The sequence below is a fragment of the Rhizobium alarense genome (genome assembly GCF_021555155.1).
GTDB classification, from domain to species: Bacteria; Pseudomonadota; Alphaproteobacteria; order Rhizobiales; family Rhizobiaceae; genus Rhizobium_D; species Rhizobium_D alarense.
In genome coordinates this window covers 1-15,341 of the sequence record NZ_JAKGBU010000069.1, presented here as the reverse complement: position 1 = coordinate 15,341, position 15,341 = coordinate 1, and the positions used below count along the sequence as shown (strand labels likewise).

The 15,341-nt window shown below is 66.7% G+C and carries 15 protein-coding genes and 1 tRNA gene; 9 read left to right on the top strand and 7 right to left on the bottom strand.

Translation table 11 applies throughout. From position 1 onward, the window contains the following. Nucleotides 1-24: 24 nt before the first annotated feature. The 5 genes from yajC (at nucleotide 25) to LXM94_RS19275 (ending at nucleotide 4,786) form a co-directional block, all read left to right on the top strand. Nucleotides 25-357, top strand: a complete 333-nt coding sequence (gene yajC / locus LXM94_RS19295; RefSeq protein WP_235773091.1) for a preprotein translocase subunit YajC — start codon at nucleotides 25-27, stop codon at nucleotides 355-357. A gap of 83 nt (nucleotides 358-440) precedes the next feature. Then, nucleotides 441-2,984 (top strand): protein translocase subunit SecD, encoded by a 2,544-nt coding sequence (gene secD / locus LXM94_RS19290; RefSeq protein WP_235773090.1) that lies wholly within the window; start codon nucleotides 441-443, stop codon nucleotides 2,982-2,984. After that, a complete protein-coding gene (locus tag LXM94_RS19285) occupies nucleotides 2,977-3,363 on the top strand; it encodes an Mth938-like domain-containing protein (protein ID WP_235773089.1) in 387 nt (128 codons plus the stop codon). Before secD ends, LXM94_RS19285 begins: the two co-directional genes overlap by 8 nt. Before the next feature lie 24 nt (nucleotides 3,364-3,387). Then, on the top strand, nucleotides 3,388-4,230 hold the full coding sequence (locus LXM94_RS19280) for a phytoene/squalene synthase family protein (RefSeq protein WP_235773088.1): 843 nt from the start codon (nucleotides 3,388-3,390) through the stop codon (nucleotides 4,228-4,230). Between the two features lie 97 nt (nucleotides 4,231-4,327). After that, nucleotides 4,328-4,786 carry a hypothetical protein gene (locus LXM94_RS19275; protein ID WP_235773087.1) on the top strand — a complete coding sequence of 153 codons (459 nt, stop codon included), beginning with the start codon at nucleotides 4,328-4,330 and terminating at the stop codon, nucleotides 4,784-4,786. Here LXM94_RS19275 and trmFO read toward each other — a convergent pair. The 3 genes from trmFO to LXM94_RS19260 form a co-directional block, all read right to left on the bottom strand. Further along, entirely contained in the window at nucleotides 4,775-6,208 is a 1,434-nt protein-coding gene (gene trmFO, locus LXM94_RS19270) for a methylenetetrahydrofolate--tRNA-(uracil(54)-C(5))-methyltransferase (FADH(2)-oxidizing) TrmFO (protein WP_235773086.1), read from the bottom strand. The genes LXM94_RS19275 and trmFO overlap by 12 nt on opposite strands. Nucleotides 6,209-6,334: 126 nt before the next feature. After that, on the bottom strand, nucleotides 6,335-6,478 hold the full coding sequence (locus LXM94_RS19265; RefSeq protein WP_119258352.1) for a DUF1127 domain-containing protein: 144 nt from the start codon (nucleotides 6,476-6,478) through the stop codon (nucleotides 6,335-6,337). Nucleotides 6,479-6,968: 490 nt separating this feature from the next. Further along, nucleotides 6,969-7,112 carry a DUF1127 domain-containing protein gene (locus tag LXM94_RS19260; protein WP_235773085.1) on the bottom strand — a complete coding sequence of 48 codons (144 nt, stop codon included), beginning with the start codon at nucleotides 7,110-7,112 and terminating at the stop codon, nucleotides 6,969-6,971. A gap of 1,093 nt (nucleotides 7,113-8,205) precedes the next feature. On the opposite strand from LXM94_RS19260, the gene LXM94_RS19255 reads away from it, so the two are divergent. From LXM94_RS19255 to tig, 4 genes are all read left to right on the top strand, one after another. Next, nucleotides 8,206-9,312: a DUF2157 domain-containing protein gene (locus LXM94_RS19255; protein ID WP_235773084.1), complete on the top strand. Its 1,107-nt coding sequence runs from the start codon at nucleotides 8,206-8,208 to the stop codon at nucleotides 9,310-9,312. Nucleotide 9,313: 1 nt separating this feature from the next. Further along, a complete protein-coding gene (locus LXM94_RS19250) occupies nucleotides 9,314-9,901 on the top strand; it encodes a GDYXXLXY domain-containing protein (protein WP_235773083.1) in 588 nt (195 codons plus the stop codon). A 125-nt stretch (nucleotides 9,902-10,026) separates the two neighbouring features. Further along, nucleotides 10,027-10,111, top strand: a tRNA-Leu gene (locus LXM94_RS19245). A gap of 180 nt (nucleotides 10,112-10,291) precedes the next feature. Next, nucleotides 10,292-11,776 carry a trigger factor gene (gene tig / locus LXM94_RS19240; RefSeq protein ID WP_235773082.1) on the top strand — a complete coding sequence of 495 codons (1,485 nt, stop codon included), beginning with the start codon at nucleotides 10,292-10,294 and terminating at the stop codon, nucleotides 11,774-11,776. An 82-nt stretch (nucleotides 11,777-11,858) separates the two neighbouring features. Here tig and LXM94_RS19235 read toward each other — a convergent pair whose 3' ends face one another. The 4 genes from LXM94_RS19235 to radC form a co-directional block, all read right to left on the bottom strand. Beyond that, nucleotides 11,859-12,662 carry an endonuclease/exonuclease/phosphatase family protein gene (locus LXM94_RS19235; protein ID WP_235773081.1) on the bottom strand — a complete coding sequence of 268 codons (804 nt, stop codon included), beginning with the start codon at nucleotides 12,660-12,662 and terminating at the stop codon, nucleotides 11,859-11,861. Nucleotides 12,663-12,716: 54 nt separating this feature from the next. Next, on the bottom strand, nucleotides 12,717-14,123 hold the full coding sequence (gene sthA, locus LXM94_RS19230) for a Si-specific NAD(P)(+) transhydrogenase (protein ID WP_235773080.1): 1,407 nt from the start codon (nucleotides 14,121-14,123) through the stop codon (nucleotides 12,717-12,719). Between the two features lie 108 nt (nucleotides 14,124-14,231). Beyond that, nucleotides 14,232-14,810, bottom strand: coding sequence for a tyrosine-protein phosphatase (locus LXM94_RS19225; protein ID WP_235773079.1), 579 nt, complete (start codon nucleotides 14,808-14,810; stop codon nucleotides 14,232-14,234). Between the two features lie 83 nt (nucleotides 14,811-14,893). Then, a partial coding sequence (gene radC / locus LXM94_RS19220) for a RadC family protein (protein ID WP_235773078.1) occupies nucleotides 14,894-15,341 on the bottom strand: 448 nt, incomplete at its 5' end.

Below are 15,341 nucleotides of genomic sequence, written 5' to 3'. Positions count from 1 at the left end.
TTCCCGCATTTCTAGGAGTTTTCGATGTTCATTACCGAGGCTTTCGCCCAGACCGCAACCGGTGCTGCGCCGGGCGGCGCCGACATCCTGATGTCCGTCCTGCCGTTCCTGCTGATCTTCGTGGTGATGTACTTCCTGATCATCCGTCCGCAGCGGTCCGCCATGAAGCGCCGCGAGGAGCTTCTGAAGAACATCCGCCGCGGCGACCAGGTCGTGACCGGCGGCGTGGTCGGCAAGGTCACCAAGGTCGTCGACGACCATGAACTCGAAGTCGAGATCGCCGAAGGTGTGCGGGTCCGCGTGGTGCGCAGCGGTGTGTCCGAGGTCCGCGTGAAGGGCGAGCCGGTCAAGGAATAGGGACGGGAGTTCCTGAGGGACGACGACGCGCCGGCGATTGGGGCCGGCGCCTCTTTCCGGTGACAGGCGCCTCCGAGAGACCGATGCCGCACTTTGCGCGATGGAAGACGATCCTGATCTGGCTTGCCGTCCTCGCCGGTGTGCTTCTGGCTTTGCCGAACGCGCTCGGCGGCAGCCAGCGGACGGCGCTGCCGGGCTGGTTTCCCTCCGCCCCGGTAAAGCGCGGCCTCGACCTCAGCGGCGGCGCGCATGTCGAGCTTCGGCTGGAGCGCGCCGATGTCGTCCGGGCACGGCTGCAGGCGCTGATCGACGACGTCGGATCGGCGCTGCGCGGGGCCAACATCCGCTATACCGGTTTGACCGGCACGGGACGGGCCGCCGAGGTCCGCGTCGGCGACCCGTCCCGGCTCGACGCGGCGCGAGCCGCCCTGCAGGCCATTGCCCGTGCCGAGCCCGTCCGGGGCGCCGCGCGGGCGACGCTCGTGGACAGCGGCGACGGTCTGCTGCGCCTGGCCCTGACGGACGAGGCCATCGCCCATGGCCTCTCGCAGGCCCTGGCGCAGGCCGTCGATGTCGTCCGGCGGCGCGTCGAGCAGATCGGCGCAGCCGAGGCGCGCGTCGACCGGCAGGGCGCGGATCGCATTGTCGTGGACGCGCCGGGCTTCGAGGACGCGGAACGCCTGAAATACATGCTGAACCAGCGCGGGCGTCTCGCCTTGCGCCTCGTCGACACGTCGATGCCGGTGCAGCAGGCGATCGACGACGCGCCGCCGGCAACGGCGGAAGTGCTCTATTCCGCCGACGATCCGCCGATCGCCTATCTCGTCGACAAGCGTGCCGTGGCATCCGGCGCGGATTTTGCCGCGGTCGAGCCGGTCACCGATCCGGCGGGCGGCGAGGCCGCGGTCTCCTTCCGGCTCGATCGGGAGGCGACGCAGCGCTTCGGCGAGGCGACGCGCCGTAATGTCGGGCGCTCGCTCGCCATTGTGCTGGACGACCAGATTATCGCCGTGCCGGCCATCCGCGCGCCGATCGTCACCGGGACCGGGCGGATTTCCGGCGACTTCGACGCCCAGGCCGCAGGCGATCTGACGACGATCCTGCGCACCGGCGCCTTGCCCGCGGCACTAACCGTCGTGGAGGAGCGCACGGTCAGCCTCGAGGCCGGCGCCGATGCGGTCGATGCCGGTCTCGACGCCGCGCTCGTCGCGCTGTCGGTTGTCGCCCTCTTCATGCTGGCCTTCTACGGCCTGACCTTCGGTGCCGTCGCGATCGGCGCACTGGTCGTCAACCTCGTGCTGATCCTCGCGGTCCTGTCGGTCACCGGCGCTGTTTTGACGCTTCCCGGCATCGCCGGCATCGTGCTCACCGTCGGCATTGCGGTCGATTCCAACGTGCTGCTCTACGAGCGCATCCGCGAGGAGGCAAAAGCCGGCCGGTCCCTTCCGGAAGCGGTCTCCGCCGGCTTCTCGCGCGCCTTTGCGGCGATTGTCGACGCGAATATCACCATGCTGATCGCGGCGGCACTTCTCTTCTACATGGGATCGGGGCCGGTGAGCGGCTTTGCCGTGACGGTGGCGACGGGCGTCGCGACCACGGTCTTCACCACCTTCACGCTGACGCGCTGGCTGATCGCGCGGTGGGCGGCCGGTCGCAGGACGCCGACGCTTCCCAGGGACATCCGTGCCGGTCTCTTCGACGACACGAGCATTCACTTCATGTCGATCCGCAACTATGTCTTCGCCGCAACGGCTGCGCTCTCCATCGGCGCTGTGCTGCTGCTCGGCACGCTCGGCATGAATCTCGGCATCGATTTTTCCGGTGGCGCGATCGTGGAGGTGAAGGCGAAGCGGGGTGACACGGACGTCGCCGACATCGCGTCGCGCCTCGGCGAACTCAACCTCGGTGAGGTGGCGGTGCGGGACCTCGGCGCGCGCGAAGGCGCGCTGGTGCGCGTGCTGGCACAGGGCGGCGGCGAGAACGCGGAGCAGACGGCGGCGATCTTCATCCGCGACGAACTCGGCGAGGATTACGATCTCCGCCGCGTCGAAGTTGTGGGCCCGTCGGTCTCCGGCGAGCTCGCCTGGGCCGCGACCATTGCCGTGCTGACCGCGCTTGCGGCGATTCTCGTCTATATTGCGGCGCGGTTCGAATGGCGGTTTGCGGTCGGCGCCATCGTCGCCACGATGCACGACGTGCTTCTGACGCTCGGTCTCTTCGCGGTGACCGGCATGGAATTCACCCTGCTCAGCATTGCCGCGGTGCTGACCGTCGTCTGCTACTCGCTCAACGACACGGTCGTCGTCTACGACCGCATCCGCGAGAACCTGCGGCATTACCGCAAGATGCCGCTGCCGCTGCTGATCGACGCGTCCATCAACCAGACGCTGTCGCGCACCGTTCTGACGTCCGCCACCACGCTGCTGGCGCTGACGGCGCTCTCGCTCTTCGGCGCTGCGGCGATCGGCTCCTTCGCGCTTGCCATGCTGTTCGGCGTCGCGGTCGGAACGTTCTCGTCGATCTATATCGCCGGGCCGGTCCTCATCCTCTTCAAGCTGCGCCCGGAGCGTTTCCACGGAACCGGTCCGCGGCCGTCGAGCGGGGAGGCGCCGGGCGCCCATGCCTAAGGGGATCGAGATCCGGCAGGCGCACTTTCCGGGACGGGCGCCGATCGACGCCTACGGCAACGGTGGCTTCCGCTTCGCCGACATGTCGCACCGCGGATCGATCCTCTGCCTTCCCTCCGGCATTCACGGCTGGGACAAGGCGGAGGGCGTAGCGCTCACCGTCGAGGACCTGGCCCGCGTGCTGGCGGAGGCGGACGCGATCGAGGTGCTGCTCGTCGGTACCGGCACGGACATTCGGCCGATCCCGCCGGAGGTGAAGGCGGCGCTGCGCGCGCAGGGGATCATGTCCGATCCGATGAGCACCGGCGCGGCCGTCCGGACCTTCAATGTCATGCTTGCCGAATCGCGCGCGGTGGCTGCCGCCCTGATCGCCGTCTGAGGCCCGCAGGACGTGGCCGCGCCCATGGATGCCGACGACTTGCACTGCCTGACCGTGCTGCGGGAGACCGACCGCGACCGCTATCTCGCCTGCCTTCTCGCGCCGGCGGAAAAACGCGGCGCGCTTGCGGCGCTCTATGCCTTCAACGCCGAGATCGCCCGCATCCGCGACGTCGTGCACGAGCCGCTGCCGGGCGAGATCCGCATGCAATGGTGGCGTGACGTGCTGGAAGGCGCCTCGGCGGGCGATGCGGCGGCCAACCCGCTGGCGTCGGCGCTGCTGCGCTGCATCGAGGCGCACCGGCTTCCCGTCCCGGTTCTGGTGGACCTGATCGACGCCCGCATCTTCGATCTCTACGACGATCCGATGGACAGCGTGAACTCGCTGGAAGGTTATGCCGGCGAGACGGCGTCCGCCCTGGTCCAGCTTGCCTGCCTGATTGTCGATCCGCCGTCGGCGGCTGCCGCCGCGCAGGCCGCCGGCCATGCCGGCGTCGCCCAGACGGTCGCCGGCCTGCTGCTGCTGGCGCCGATCCAGCGCCGGCGCGGCCAGGTCTACGTGCCGGCCGAACTGCTCGCTGCGACGGGAACGGACGCCGCAGCTTTCCTCGCCGGCAGCGACCGGGCGGCGAACGGCCGGGTCGTCTCCGCGCTTGTCGGCCTTGGTCGCGACCATTGGCGCCGGGCGCGGCAGGCCGGCGGCGTGACACGGGCGAACGTCGCGGCCTTTCTTTCGGCCAGCCTTGCGCCAAGGATCTTCGACGGCGCGGACCGGGCGGGAGCGGCAACGCTTGAGCGCTCCATCCAGCCCGCGCAATGGCGCCGCCAGTGGTGGCTGTGGAAAACCTTGCGCCGCGGCCGCCTCTGACGGCGGCAGGCGGCCGCGCGGTCCATCCGCGTCAAACTGGCGCAAGCCTCGTCGGCTATGTGCGAAGGCGTCCGCAATCCTTGCCGGGAGGCCCTTGATGTTCTGGACCATCGCCGTGTTCGCGCTGCTGCTCGCGGGCGTCGTCTTCATGCGGACCTACAAGCGCGACGACGGCGTGCCGCCGGAGCGGGATGCGGGGCTTGAAATCCTCGAATTCGGACGGGCCTTTCCCAACGAGGCGATCCGCGAGACGATCCGCACGGAGGACGGGCGGGCGGTGTTCCTGCGGCTCTATGACGGCAAGGTCGGCTGCATGCGCGCTCACGGCCAGCATTTCGTGAGCCATCTCATCGAGCCGGGAAAGGTGCGGGTCGAAACGGCGGCGGACGGGCGCTCGCTCGTGCTTGCCTTCATCGACACGCCCTCGGAGAACGGCACGTTCCGCTTCCGCACGGGCACGGACTGCGCGGAGGTGTCGCTCTGGCTGCTCGGCAGCCTCGTGCCGGCCTTCGACCGCGACGCGGAGGACGGCACCGCTTCCGGCTCAGGCGGCTGACGAGCGGTTTTCGGAAAGCCGCAGCCAGCGGGCACAGTCTTCGAGCGCGCGCGCCGCCATCGCCTGCTTCTTTGCTGCCGCCTTGTCCTTGCCGCGGAACCGCTTGAGGCCCTCCGGCCTCTGGATGGCGCCCGGCTCGAGATCCGGGAAAAGGCCGAAATTGACGTTCATCGGCTGGAACGAGCGTTTGCCGGGTTCGTCGTCGGAGATGATATGGCCGCCCGTGATGTGGTTGAGCAGCGCGCCGAAGGCGGTCGTTTCCGGCGGCAGCGACGGCGCTTCTCCCAGCCGCTCGGCAGCGGCGAAACGGCCGGCGAGCAGCCCGATGCCGGCGCTTTCCACATAACCCTCGCAGCCGGTGATCTGGCCGGCGAAGCGCAGGCCCGGACGGGTCTTCAGCGCGAGCGAACGGTCGAGCAGGACCGGCGATTGCAGGTAGGTGTTGCGGTGCAGGCCGCCGAGCCGCGCGAATTCGGCGTTCTGCAGGCCCGGAATCATCCGGAAGATCTCCGCCTGTGCGCCGTATTTGAGCTTCGTCTGGAAACCGACCATGTTGTAGAGCGTGCCGAGCGCATTGTCCTGCCGAAGCTGCACGACGGCATAGGCCTTGACCGTCGGATTGTGCGCGTTGGTGAGGCCCATCGGCTTCATCGGCCCGTGGCGCAGCGTCTCGCGGCCGCGCTCGGCCATCACCTCGATCGGCAGGCAGCCGTCGAAATAGGGCGTGCCTTCCCATTCCTTGAAGCCCGTCACGTCGCCGGCCACCAGTGCATCGACGAAGGCGTTGTACTCGGCCTCGGTCATCGGGCAGTTGATATAGTCCTTGCCGGTGCCGCCAGGGCCGACCTTGTCGTAGCGCGACTGGTACCAGCAGATGTCCATGTCGATGCTGTGGCGATGCACGATCGGGGCGATGGCATCGAAGAAGGCGAGCGAATCGGCGCCGGTCTTCGCGCGGATCGCATCGGCGAGGCCGGGCGCGGTCAGCGGTCCCGTCGCGATGATCGCCTGGTCCCAGTCCTCCGGCGGCAGGCCGGTGACCTCTTCGCGCCGAACCTCGATCAACCCGTGGGCGTCGATCGCCGCGGTCACGGCGGCTGAAAAACCCTCGCGGTCGACGGCAAGCGCGCCGCCTGCCGGCACCTGGTTCGCGTCGGCGCAACGCATGATCAGCGAGCCGGCAAGGCGCATCTCGGCATGCAGCACGCCGACCGCATTGCTGGTCGCGTCGTCGGAGCGGAAGGAGTTCGAGCAGACGAGCTCGGCCAGGCTATCGGTCTTGTGCGCGTCGGTGCCGCGCACGCCGCGCATCTCGTGCAGGATGACGGGAATGCCGCGCGAGGCGATCTGCCAGGCGGCTTCGGACCCGGCGAGACCGCCGCCGACGACGTGGATGGGGGAGGGTGTCTTCTGCTGGTTCATGGGGCGGCTCATTATCACGGCTCGCCGTTCCGTTCCATGCTGCAGGAATCAAAAACGGCACCGTGTGGTGCCGTCTGATCGTCCTTCGCGCGTCGCCTTGTCGGCCGCAGCGGCAGAGTTCGGCTCTTAGCGGAAGGAGCGGGATGCGATGTCGCGGATGTCGTAGCGGGTCAGGCCGATGTCCGAGAGCGTGTGGTTCGACAGGTTGCCGAGTTCGTTCAGGGTGCGGCGGTACGAAATCCAGTTCTTTGCGATGCGGATCGGGTTCATGTGACTTCTCCTCGAAGCAGTTGACCGAGACAGGATCGTCGATCGGTGTTGATGCTTATGTAGTCCCGAACAGGCGCAAAGTGGAGTGCAAAGAAAAAGCATCTGCCATGCATTTGTGCAATGCAATGGCGATAATGTGTGCATGAGGTGCTGCTGCCGATAAAGTGAGCGCAGGGGCGGCGGTGGGAAATTCCAGAAGATTCAAGGCCTCGCGCGATAGGGCGGAGAATCAGGTACGGACGTCGGCCGGCCGCGACGGTCGAGGGGCCTCGCAGGTGCGAAACGCCGGCCACGCAACAGCCGGACGGGCCGGCAGGAACCCTGAAAGCGCGTGGCGCCGCGAGACCCGGCCGGAAGCGTCGCCCGGTGGCTCGGCGCGCCGCGCCGCGTCGCAGTTTGAAAGCGCAAAAAGAAACGCCCTCCGGATTTCTCCGAAAGGCGTTTGAGGAAGGACCTGTCCCTGTCGGGAACGGTCCGTCGTCGCTGGACCTTACTTGACGGCCTGGCGGGCGACGTAGGGAATGTCGCCGCGGCCGATGCCGAGGTCGCTCAGTTCGCGGTCCGACATGCGGCCGAGTTCGTTGACGGTCTGACGGTACTTGCGCCAGTTGTTGAAGGAGCGTGCGAAGTTCATGGTCTTGACCCCTTTCCTGGGTTTCCGGCCGGCTGCCATTGCTTGGCTCCGGCCCTGATCTGATGGTTCGGACTATACGCCGCTTTCCGCCGGATTACAGAGACAAAGCCGTATGGCACCCATGCGTTCGACGCATGTCAAGCGCAAACTCAGCTAGATTTTGCGTAAAAAACGGGCTCGATGGCCTGTTGGGTGGGGGAGCTATGCAGGGGAATGCGTGCGGCGCAAAAATAACGCCCGCTGGGGGAGGAGGTCCAGCGGGCGCTACTTGTCCTGATTGGCAACTGGGAGGAGGAGTGCCGCCAATCGCATCAAGCGACAATGGGAGGAGGAGTTCGCCGCTCGATTGATGATTGGAATATAGTAAGCTTCGCGGTGGTTCGGAAGGGGTTGCAGCCGAATAGCACCAATGCAAAAATCGCATGGCTAGCTGCAATTGTCGCCACGTTGCGCCTAAAATAGGGGCAAAATGGCGTCAAAAAAGTGCGGAACGCCGATTTTCCGGAATTTGCTATGAATTTCGCGCAAAGAATAACGCCCGCTGGGGGAGGAGGTCCAGCGGGCGTCATTTGGGATGATTGGCAACTGGGAGGAGGATAGTTGCCAATCGTATCGGAGAAGCGCTGGGAGGAGGAGTGCGCCGCTCCGAATTCCATGTCGGCCGCCTTTGGGCGTCCGGGTCATATCCGAACCTCATGTCCGGGCGGCTGACCACTGCCGCTTGGCTCATACCCGACTGCGAACGCTTTGAACTTCCGCGCTGTCTTCGTTTGCCTTCGAACCGTTTCCGTTTCGATGATCTCAATATAGTACGACAAATCGCATTTGTGCAGTGCAATATAAGCATAGATGATATGCGCTGACTGCATGCCCGCTCTTGCCGCCTCTGGAAGGCCCTTGCCGGACGATTTTGGCAAAAAATGCCTTCATTTCGGTAAAGGATCGCGGCCGGACGGCCAGGATGGGGCCGATTTGCCGCGAATATCTGCTCATTTTCGCACGTTCTGCTCTCATTGTAAAAACTGCCCCAAGCGCGCTAGCATCAGTTGACAAGGCGGAATCCGGGCAGATTCGCCTGCAGGGGAGGGGTCGCATGTATCGCGGGCGGTTGGAGCGGGATCTCCGTCACTGGGCCGGACTGGGGCTTATCGACGTATCGACAGGCGAGCGTCTGCTCGCCGAATACGATTCTCGCGAGAGTGCCTTCAGCCTCGGCCGCATCCTGATGATGATGGCCGCGCTGCTCTGCGCCGCCGCCGTGCTGCTGCTTGTCGCGTCCAACTGGGAGGCGATCGCGCGGCCGGTCCGCCTCGGCGGCATCCTGCTCCTCATCTGGGGGGGCTATGGCGGCGCCGCGTTCCTGACCGTGCGCGGCGCACCGCGGGTCGCCGCCGCCCTGCTCGTGGCGGGCACCCTGTCCTTCGGCGGAGCCATCGCCATGGTCGGCCAGATGTATCATCTGTCGGGCGACGCGGTCCAGGCGGCGCTGGTCTGGCTCGGCGGCGCGACGCTGGTCGCCGTGCTGTTCCGGTCCGCCGCCGTCACCGCCGTCGCGGGGTTCCTCGCCTTCCTCGTGGCCGGCACCGCCTTTTCCGAGGGCGGCCGCCACGAGGACATGCTGCTCTGGCTGATGCCGCTGATGGCGGTCGGTATCGTCGCCCTGGTGCGCTACGCGGACGCCGGACGGGTGCGCCATCTCGCCTATCTGCTTCTCGTCGGCTGGGCGCTCTTTCTCTATGCCGAATACGAGTGGCCGGAAACGGCTGCGGCCATCGCGGCTGCGGGCGGCCTGTTCTATCTGGCCGCCGCGCTGCCGCAGTCGCCGGCCCATGCCTTTGCCCGCGGCGCCGGGTCCGCTCCCGCCTTCTACGGCTATCTTCTGCTGCTCGCCGGGCTGGTCACCCTGCATGCCGAGGCGGATGGTACGTCCGGCCGCCTGCTGATGGGCATCCTGACGCTCGCCGTGGCCGTCGTCGGCATCGCGCTTTCGGGCCGCGACAATGGCGGCGTGCGCTATCTCGGCTACGTGGCCTTTGCCGGCGAGACGCTCTACCTCGCCGCGGAGACGATCGGCTCGATCATCGGCACGTCCGGTTTCTTCCTCGTCTCGGGCCTTGTCGTCGCCGGCGTCGCCTGGCTCGTCATCCGGCTCGAGCGGCGCTTCAAGGCGGGCGACGCCGCCACCCCGAAAGGAGCCTGACATGGCCACGCGATCCTTCGTGCTTCCGCCGGTCGTCGCAGCCCTCGTCGCGGCCCTCGCCCAGACGGCGGTGCTCGGCTACATGGTGGAGAGCCGTGCCTCGATCCTGCGCAACGGTGCCGAGGTGCGGCTGAAGACGGTGCCCGTCGATCCGCGCGACCTCCTGCGCGGCGACTACGTGACGCTCAGCTACGAGATCTCGACGATACCGGGCAGCCTGCTCGTCGGTCCGCCGCCGGAAAGCGGCAGCTGGCAGCCGATGTGGGTGCGCCTCGCGGCAGGCGCCGACGGCCTCTGGCAGGCCAGCGAAGCGTCGTTCTCGCCGCTCGCCGGAAAGGACGGCACCGTCGTCGCCGAGACGCTGCCGACCTATTATTATCCGCTCGGCGACGGTTCCGTTCCGGCAAATCTCTCCGCAAGCTATGGCATCGAGCGCTACTACGTGCCGGAGGGCGAGGGGCTGGTGCTGGAGGAGGCGCGCAACCAGCAGGCGCTCGAAGTCGTCGCACGGGTCTCGGCGGCCGGCCGGATGCAGATCAGCCGCATCCTGCTGCGCGGCGAGCCGGTCTATGACGAGCCGCTCTATTGACGCCCGGCGGCCGTTCCGGCTGCGCGATTTTTCCTTTGATCCGCCGGAAACGGGTGATATAGAGACGCCGCGCTCGGAGAGGGCCTCGCCGCGGCGGCTTCCGTCGTTTGCCCGGCCACCTGAACGCGGGTATGGTGAAATTGGTAGACACGCCAGATTTAGGTTCTGGTGCCGCAAGGCGTGGGAGTTCAAGTCTCTCTACCCGCACCAGAGGCCACAACACGCTTGCGAACGGCAAGGCGGGGCGTGGACAGCATGCACAGCGCCATTTTGCTTGCCAAAAGGCCGTCGAATTCAGTAAAGCCACTCCCGGCTAATGGACCCGGAGGGGTGCCCGCCACTTAGCCGCAGGCCGGCCGGGCACCGCCAAATCGAAATGAAGGTTTGAACATGCAGGTTATCGAAACGCTCGCTGAAGGGCTGAAGCGCGAAATCAAGGTCGTCATCCCGGCCAAGGACATGGAAGCTCAGATGAACGAGCGCCTGGCGGACGCCAAGGATCGTGTCCGCATCAACGGCTTTCGTCCGGGCAAGGTGCCGGTCGCGCATCTGAAGAAGGTGTACGGCAAGTCGATCATGGCCGATCTCGTCAACGAGATCATCCGCGACAGGCCGACCGCGATCCTGTCGGAGCGCGGCGAGAAGTCGGCGACCCAGCCCGAGATCGCGATGACCGAGGACCAGGCCGAGGCCGAGAAGATCCTCGCCGCCGAGGCGGACTTCGAATTCACGCTGTCCTACGAGATCATCCCGTCGATCGAACTCAAGGATACGGCCGGCATCAAGGTCACCCGCGAAGTCGTCGCGATCGACGACAAGGAAGTCGACGAGCAGATCCTCAAGATCGCCGAGAACTCCCGCACCTACGAAAGCAAGACGGGCAAGGCCGCTTCCGGCGACCGCGTCACCCTGGACTATCTCGGCAAGGTCGACGGCGAAGCCTTCGACGGCGGCAAGGACGAGGACGCCGAGCTCGTGATCGGCTCCAACCGCTTCATCCCGGGCTTCGAGGACCAGCTCGTCGGCGTCAAGGCGGGCGACCAGAAGGTCATCACCGTAACGTTCCCGGCCGACTATCCGGCCGCGAACCTCGCCGGCAAGGAAGCGACCTTCGACATCACCGTCAAGGACGTCGCCGCTCCGGCCGCGCTCGAGATCAACGACGACCTCGCCAAGACGCTGGGCCTGGAATCGGTCGACAAGCTCAAGGAAATCGTCCGCGGCCAGATCGAGAGCCAGTACGGCTCCGTCACCCGCCAGAAGGTCAAGCGGCAGATCCTCGACCAGCTCGACGAGATGTACCAGTTCGACACGCCCGAGCGTCTGGTCGATGCCGAGTTCGAGAACATCTGGCGCCAGATCAACACGGACCTCGCGCAGGCCGGCAAGACCTTCGCCGACGAGGACACGACCGAAGAGGACGCCCGCGCCGAGTATCGCAAGCTCGCCGAACGCCGCGTCCGCCTCGGCCTGGTGCTCTCCGAGATCGGCGAGAAGGCCGGCGTCCAGGTGAGCGACGAGGAAATGCAGCGCTCGCTGTTCGAGCAGCTCCGCCAGTTCCCGGGCCAGGAAAAGCAGATCATCGATTACTTCCAGAAGACCCCGGGTGCCGCCGCGTCGCTGCGCGCCCCGCTCTTCGAGGAGAAGGTCGTCGACCACCTGCTGACCGAGATCGACGTCACGGACAAGACGGTTTCCAAGGAAGCGCTGATGGCTGACGACGAGGCCGAAGGCGACGACAAGGCCGAGAGCAAGAAGGCTGCGCCGAAGAAGAAGGCTGCCGCCAAGGCCGAAGCCGCCGAAGGCGAGGAAGCCGCCGCACCGAAGAAGAAGGCGCCGGCCAAGAAGAAGGCCGCCGAGGGCGACGCCGAATAACCGGCAGCCCACCTCCGCTATCCATGGGAGAGGCCGTCCTTCGGGGCGGCCTTTTCGTTGCCGGCAGGGTTTCCGTGGAATGTCAGGCGATCGTCAGCAGCAGCGGACGATGGTCCGAGACTTCCGGCTCCGCGACCACCTCGAAGCCGGCGACCGGCGTTTCCGCGTTCACCAGCAGATAGTCGGCGTAGCGGCCAGATTTGCCGTAGTGCGACGTCCGGGTATCGGTGAAGCCGCGGCCGGTGACGAGGTCGGTGAGGCCGATCCGGCCGAGGATGTCGAAGCTTATGCTGTCCGGCAGCACGTTGAAGTCGCCGCAGACCACCAGCGCGTCGCCCGGCCGGCGGACCCGGTCGAGGAGGTCGACGAGACGCTCCGCCTGTGCGGTGCGTGCCGGCGTGTCTCCCTTGCCGGCCGGATCGCGCAGGCCGTGCAGATGCGCGACGGTCACCGCCGCGCCGCGTCCATAGTCGTGGAGGCGCAGCACATGGGCGTTGCGGGCGCGCGGATGCGGGCCGAACCCGTCGGCCGAGAAGGCGCCGTGCACGAAATCCTGCACCTGGCCGAGGACGGGGATCGTCTCGCGCACGAAGGTCGCGATGCCGAATTCCTGCGGGCAGGGGCGGTCGCCGTCGAGAAGCGCGCCGCGCGCCGTCGGGCAGAAGAAGGCCTCGTGCGCGGGCAGCGCCGCCTTGATCTCGCGATAGAGGTTCGCCCGCTGCTGGAGCACATGGTCACCGTCGCGATAGGTCAGCCAGTCCGATCGGGCTGCCGGCGCCCGCGACACTTCCTGCAGGCAGCAGACGTCCGCGTCGGCGGCGGCGAGATAGGCAAGGAGCGGCCCGTGGACGAGGCCGCCCCAGACATTGAGCGACAGGATTTTCATGCGGGCATTCCGTTTGTTGCCGGACAGGCAGGGAACGCGATGGCCGTGCCGGCGTCAACCCGTCTGGGACAGGTCGCCCATGCGGTTCCAGGCGTCGAGCCCGGCGATCTTGTAGGCTTCGGCGAGCGTCGGATAGTTGAAGGTGTTCTCGACGAAATACTCGACCGTGCCCTTGAGGTTCAGCACCGCCTGGCCGATATGCACGAGCTCGGTGGCGCCTTCGCCGACGATGTGCACGCCGAGCAGCCGGCGCGTCTTCAGCGAGAAGATCATCTTGAGCAGCCCCGAATCGAGGCCCATGATGTGGCCGCGCGAGGTCTCGCGGAAGCGGGCCATGCCGCATTCATAGGGAATGCCGCGCTCCTTGACCTCTTCCTCCGTCAGGCCGCAGGTCGAGATTTCCGGCACGGCATAGATGCCGTAGGGGAAATATTTCGGCGGTTCCTTGGCGATGGCGCCGACCGCGACGCGCGCGGCGATGCGGCCCTGTTCCATCGAGGTCGAGGCGAGGCTCGGGAAACCGACGACGTCGCCGGCGGCGTAGATGTGCGGCACGGAGGTCTGGAAGGTTTCCGGATTGACGTCAAGCCGGCCGCGCGCGTCCGCGCCCAGCCCGGCGGCGGCGAGGTTCAGCGAATCGGTCGCGCCCATGCGGCCGGCGGCGTAGAGCACCATGTCGGTGGTGACGTGGCGGCCGTTGTCCAGCGTGATCGCGCATTTGCCATTGTCGAGCTTCTCGACCTTGTCGGCCTTCTGGCCGAGGATCAGCTTCATGTTGCGGTCGCGAAGCTGGTAGATGAAATCCTCGACGATTTCCTTGTCGATGAAGTCGAGGATCGTCGGCTTCGGGTCGATGACGGTGACCTGCATGTCGAGCGCGCTGAAGATCGTCGCATATTCGATGCCGATGACGCCGGCGCCGATGACGGCGATCGAGCGCGGCAGGTCCTTGATGTCGAGCAGCTCGTCGCTGTCGAGGATCGACTCGCCGTCGAAGGGGATGCTGGCCGGGCGATAGGGCTTCGTGCCGACGGCGAGCATGACGCTCTTGCCTTCGACATGCACGATCTCGCCGTCATCCTTCACCACCTGCAGCGTTTCCGGCGTGACGAAGCTCGCCTTGCCGCGCATGTGCTGCACACGGTTGCGGGCGAACTGGTGTTCGAGCACCTCCACCTCGTGATCGAGCGTGATCAGGAGGCGGCGGCGCAGGTCGTCGGCGCTGATTTCCTGCTTGACGCGGTAGGCGCGGCCGTAAAAGCCGCGCTCGCGCCAGCCCGAGAGGTTCAGCGCCGTTTCGCGCAGCGTCTTCGACGGGATGGTGCCGGTATGCACCGACACGCCGCCGACGCGCTTGCCCTGCTCGATGACGAGAACCCTCTTGCCGAGTTTTGCGGCCTGGATCGCACCCCGGCGACCGGCGGGACCGCTTCCGACGACGACCAGATCGAATTGCAGCATGCGACGTAACCCCAGCCCCGGAAGAATCGTTGTGCACTGCACAGCAGAATGCGCATTCCAGAACTAGCAGGTCAACCTGACCGATTTGTTACCGAACGGCCGGTCCTGTCACGAGTTGGGAAAGCCGAGCCAGGGTTCGAGCCGTTCGAAGGTCTCGTCCATCGCCTGCGCTTGGCTGACGAAGCCCGAGAAATGGCCGTAGGTGATGGAAATCTGCTGCTCGGCCGAAAGCTCGTCGGCTCCCGCGACCGCCGCGAGATAGAAGGCGGCGGCGAGGCCCGTGCGGTCGGAGCCGGCCTTGCAATGGATGAGCATCGGCTTGGGCGCCGCCCGCATGATGGCGATCAGGCGCTTGGCTTCGTCGGGCGTCAGCGCCTCGGAGGCCGACATGGGAAAATCGATATGCGCGATGCCCAGCGCGGCGGCGGCTTCGGTCTCCTGGCGGTACCAGCCGTCCTTCGGCCGGATGCCGCGCAGGTTCAGCACCGATGCGATGCCGTAGTCCTGGCGGTAGGTGGCAAGCTGCACCGCCGTCGGCTGAGCGGACCGGTAGACCTTACCCGCCACGACCTCGTGGAAATTGCCGGTGGAGAGCAGCCCTGCGGCATAGAGCGCCGCAAGGAGCAGGAGGGTCGCAAGGCCCCTGAGCGGCGTGGCGCGGTAGCGGGGCAGGCGGATGCGGGTCATGGCGCGTCGTCCGGAGTGTGGTGGCGGCCGGTTTCGGCCCGGCAGACCCCTTTTAGCAGGAACCGGTGCCGCGGGGGAATGCGTCAGATCAGCCGCAGGCCCTTGAGGCTCGCATGGCCGTCCTTGCCGATGATGATGTGGTCGTGCACGGTGATGCCGAGCGGCTTGGCGGTGTCGATGATGGTGCGCGTCATGTCGATGTCGGCGCGCGAGGGCGTCGGGTCGCCGGACGGGTGGTTGTGGACGAGGATGAGCGCGGTGGCCGAAAGCTCCAGCGCGCGCTTCACCACCTCGCGCGGATAGACCGGCGTATGGTCGACCGTGCCGCGGCCCTGCACCTCGTCGGCGATCAGCACGTTGCGCTTGTCGAGGAAGAGGATGCGGAACTGCTCGCGCGCCTCGTGCGCCATGGCGGCGTGGCAATAGTCGATGACGGCGGACCAGGAGCCGAGCACCTGCTTGTTGCGCAATTCGCTCTTCAGCGTGCGCTGCGCCACGGCGCCGACGAGCTTCAGGTCGAGCGCCACGGCC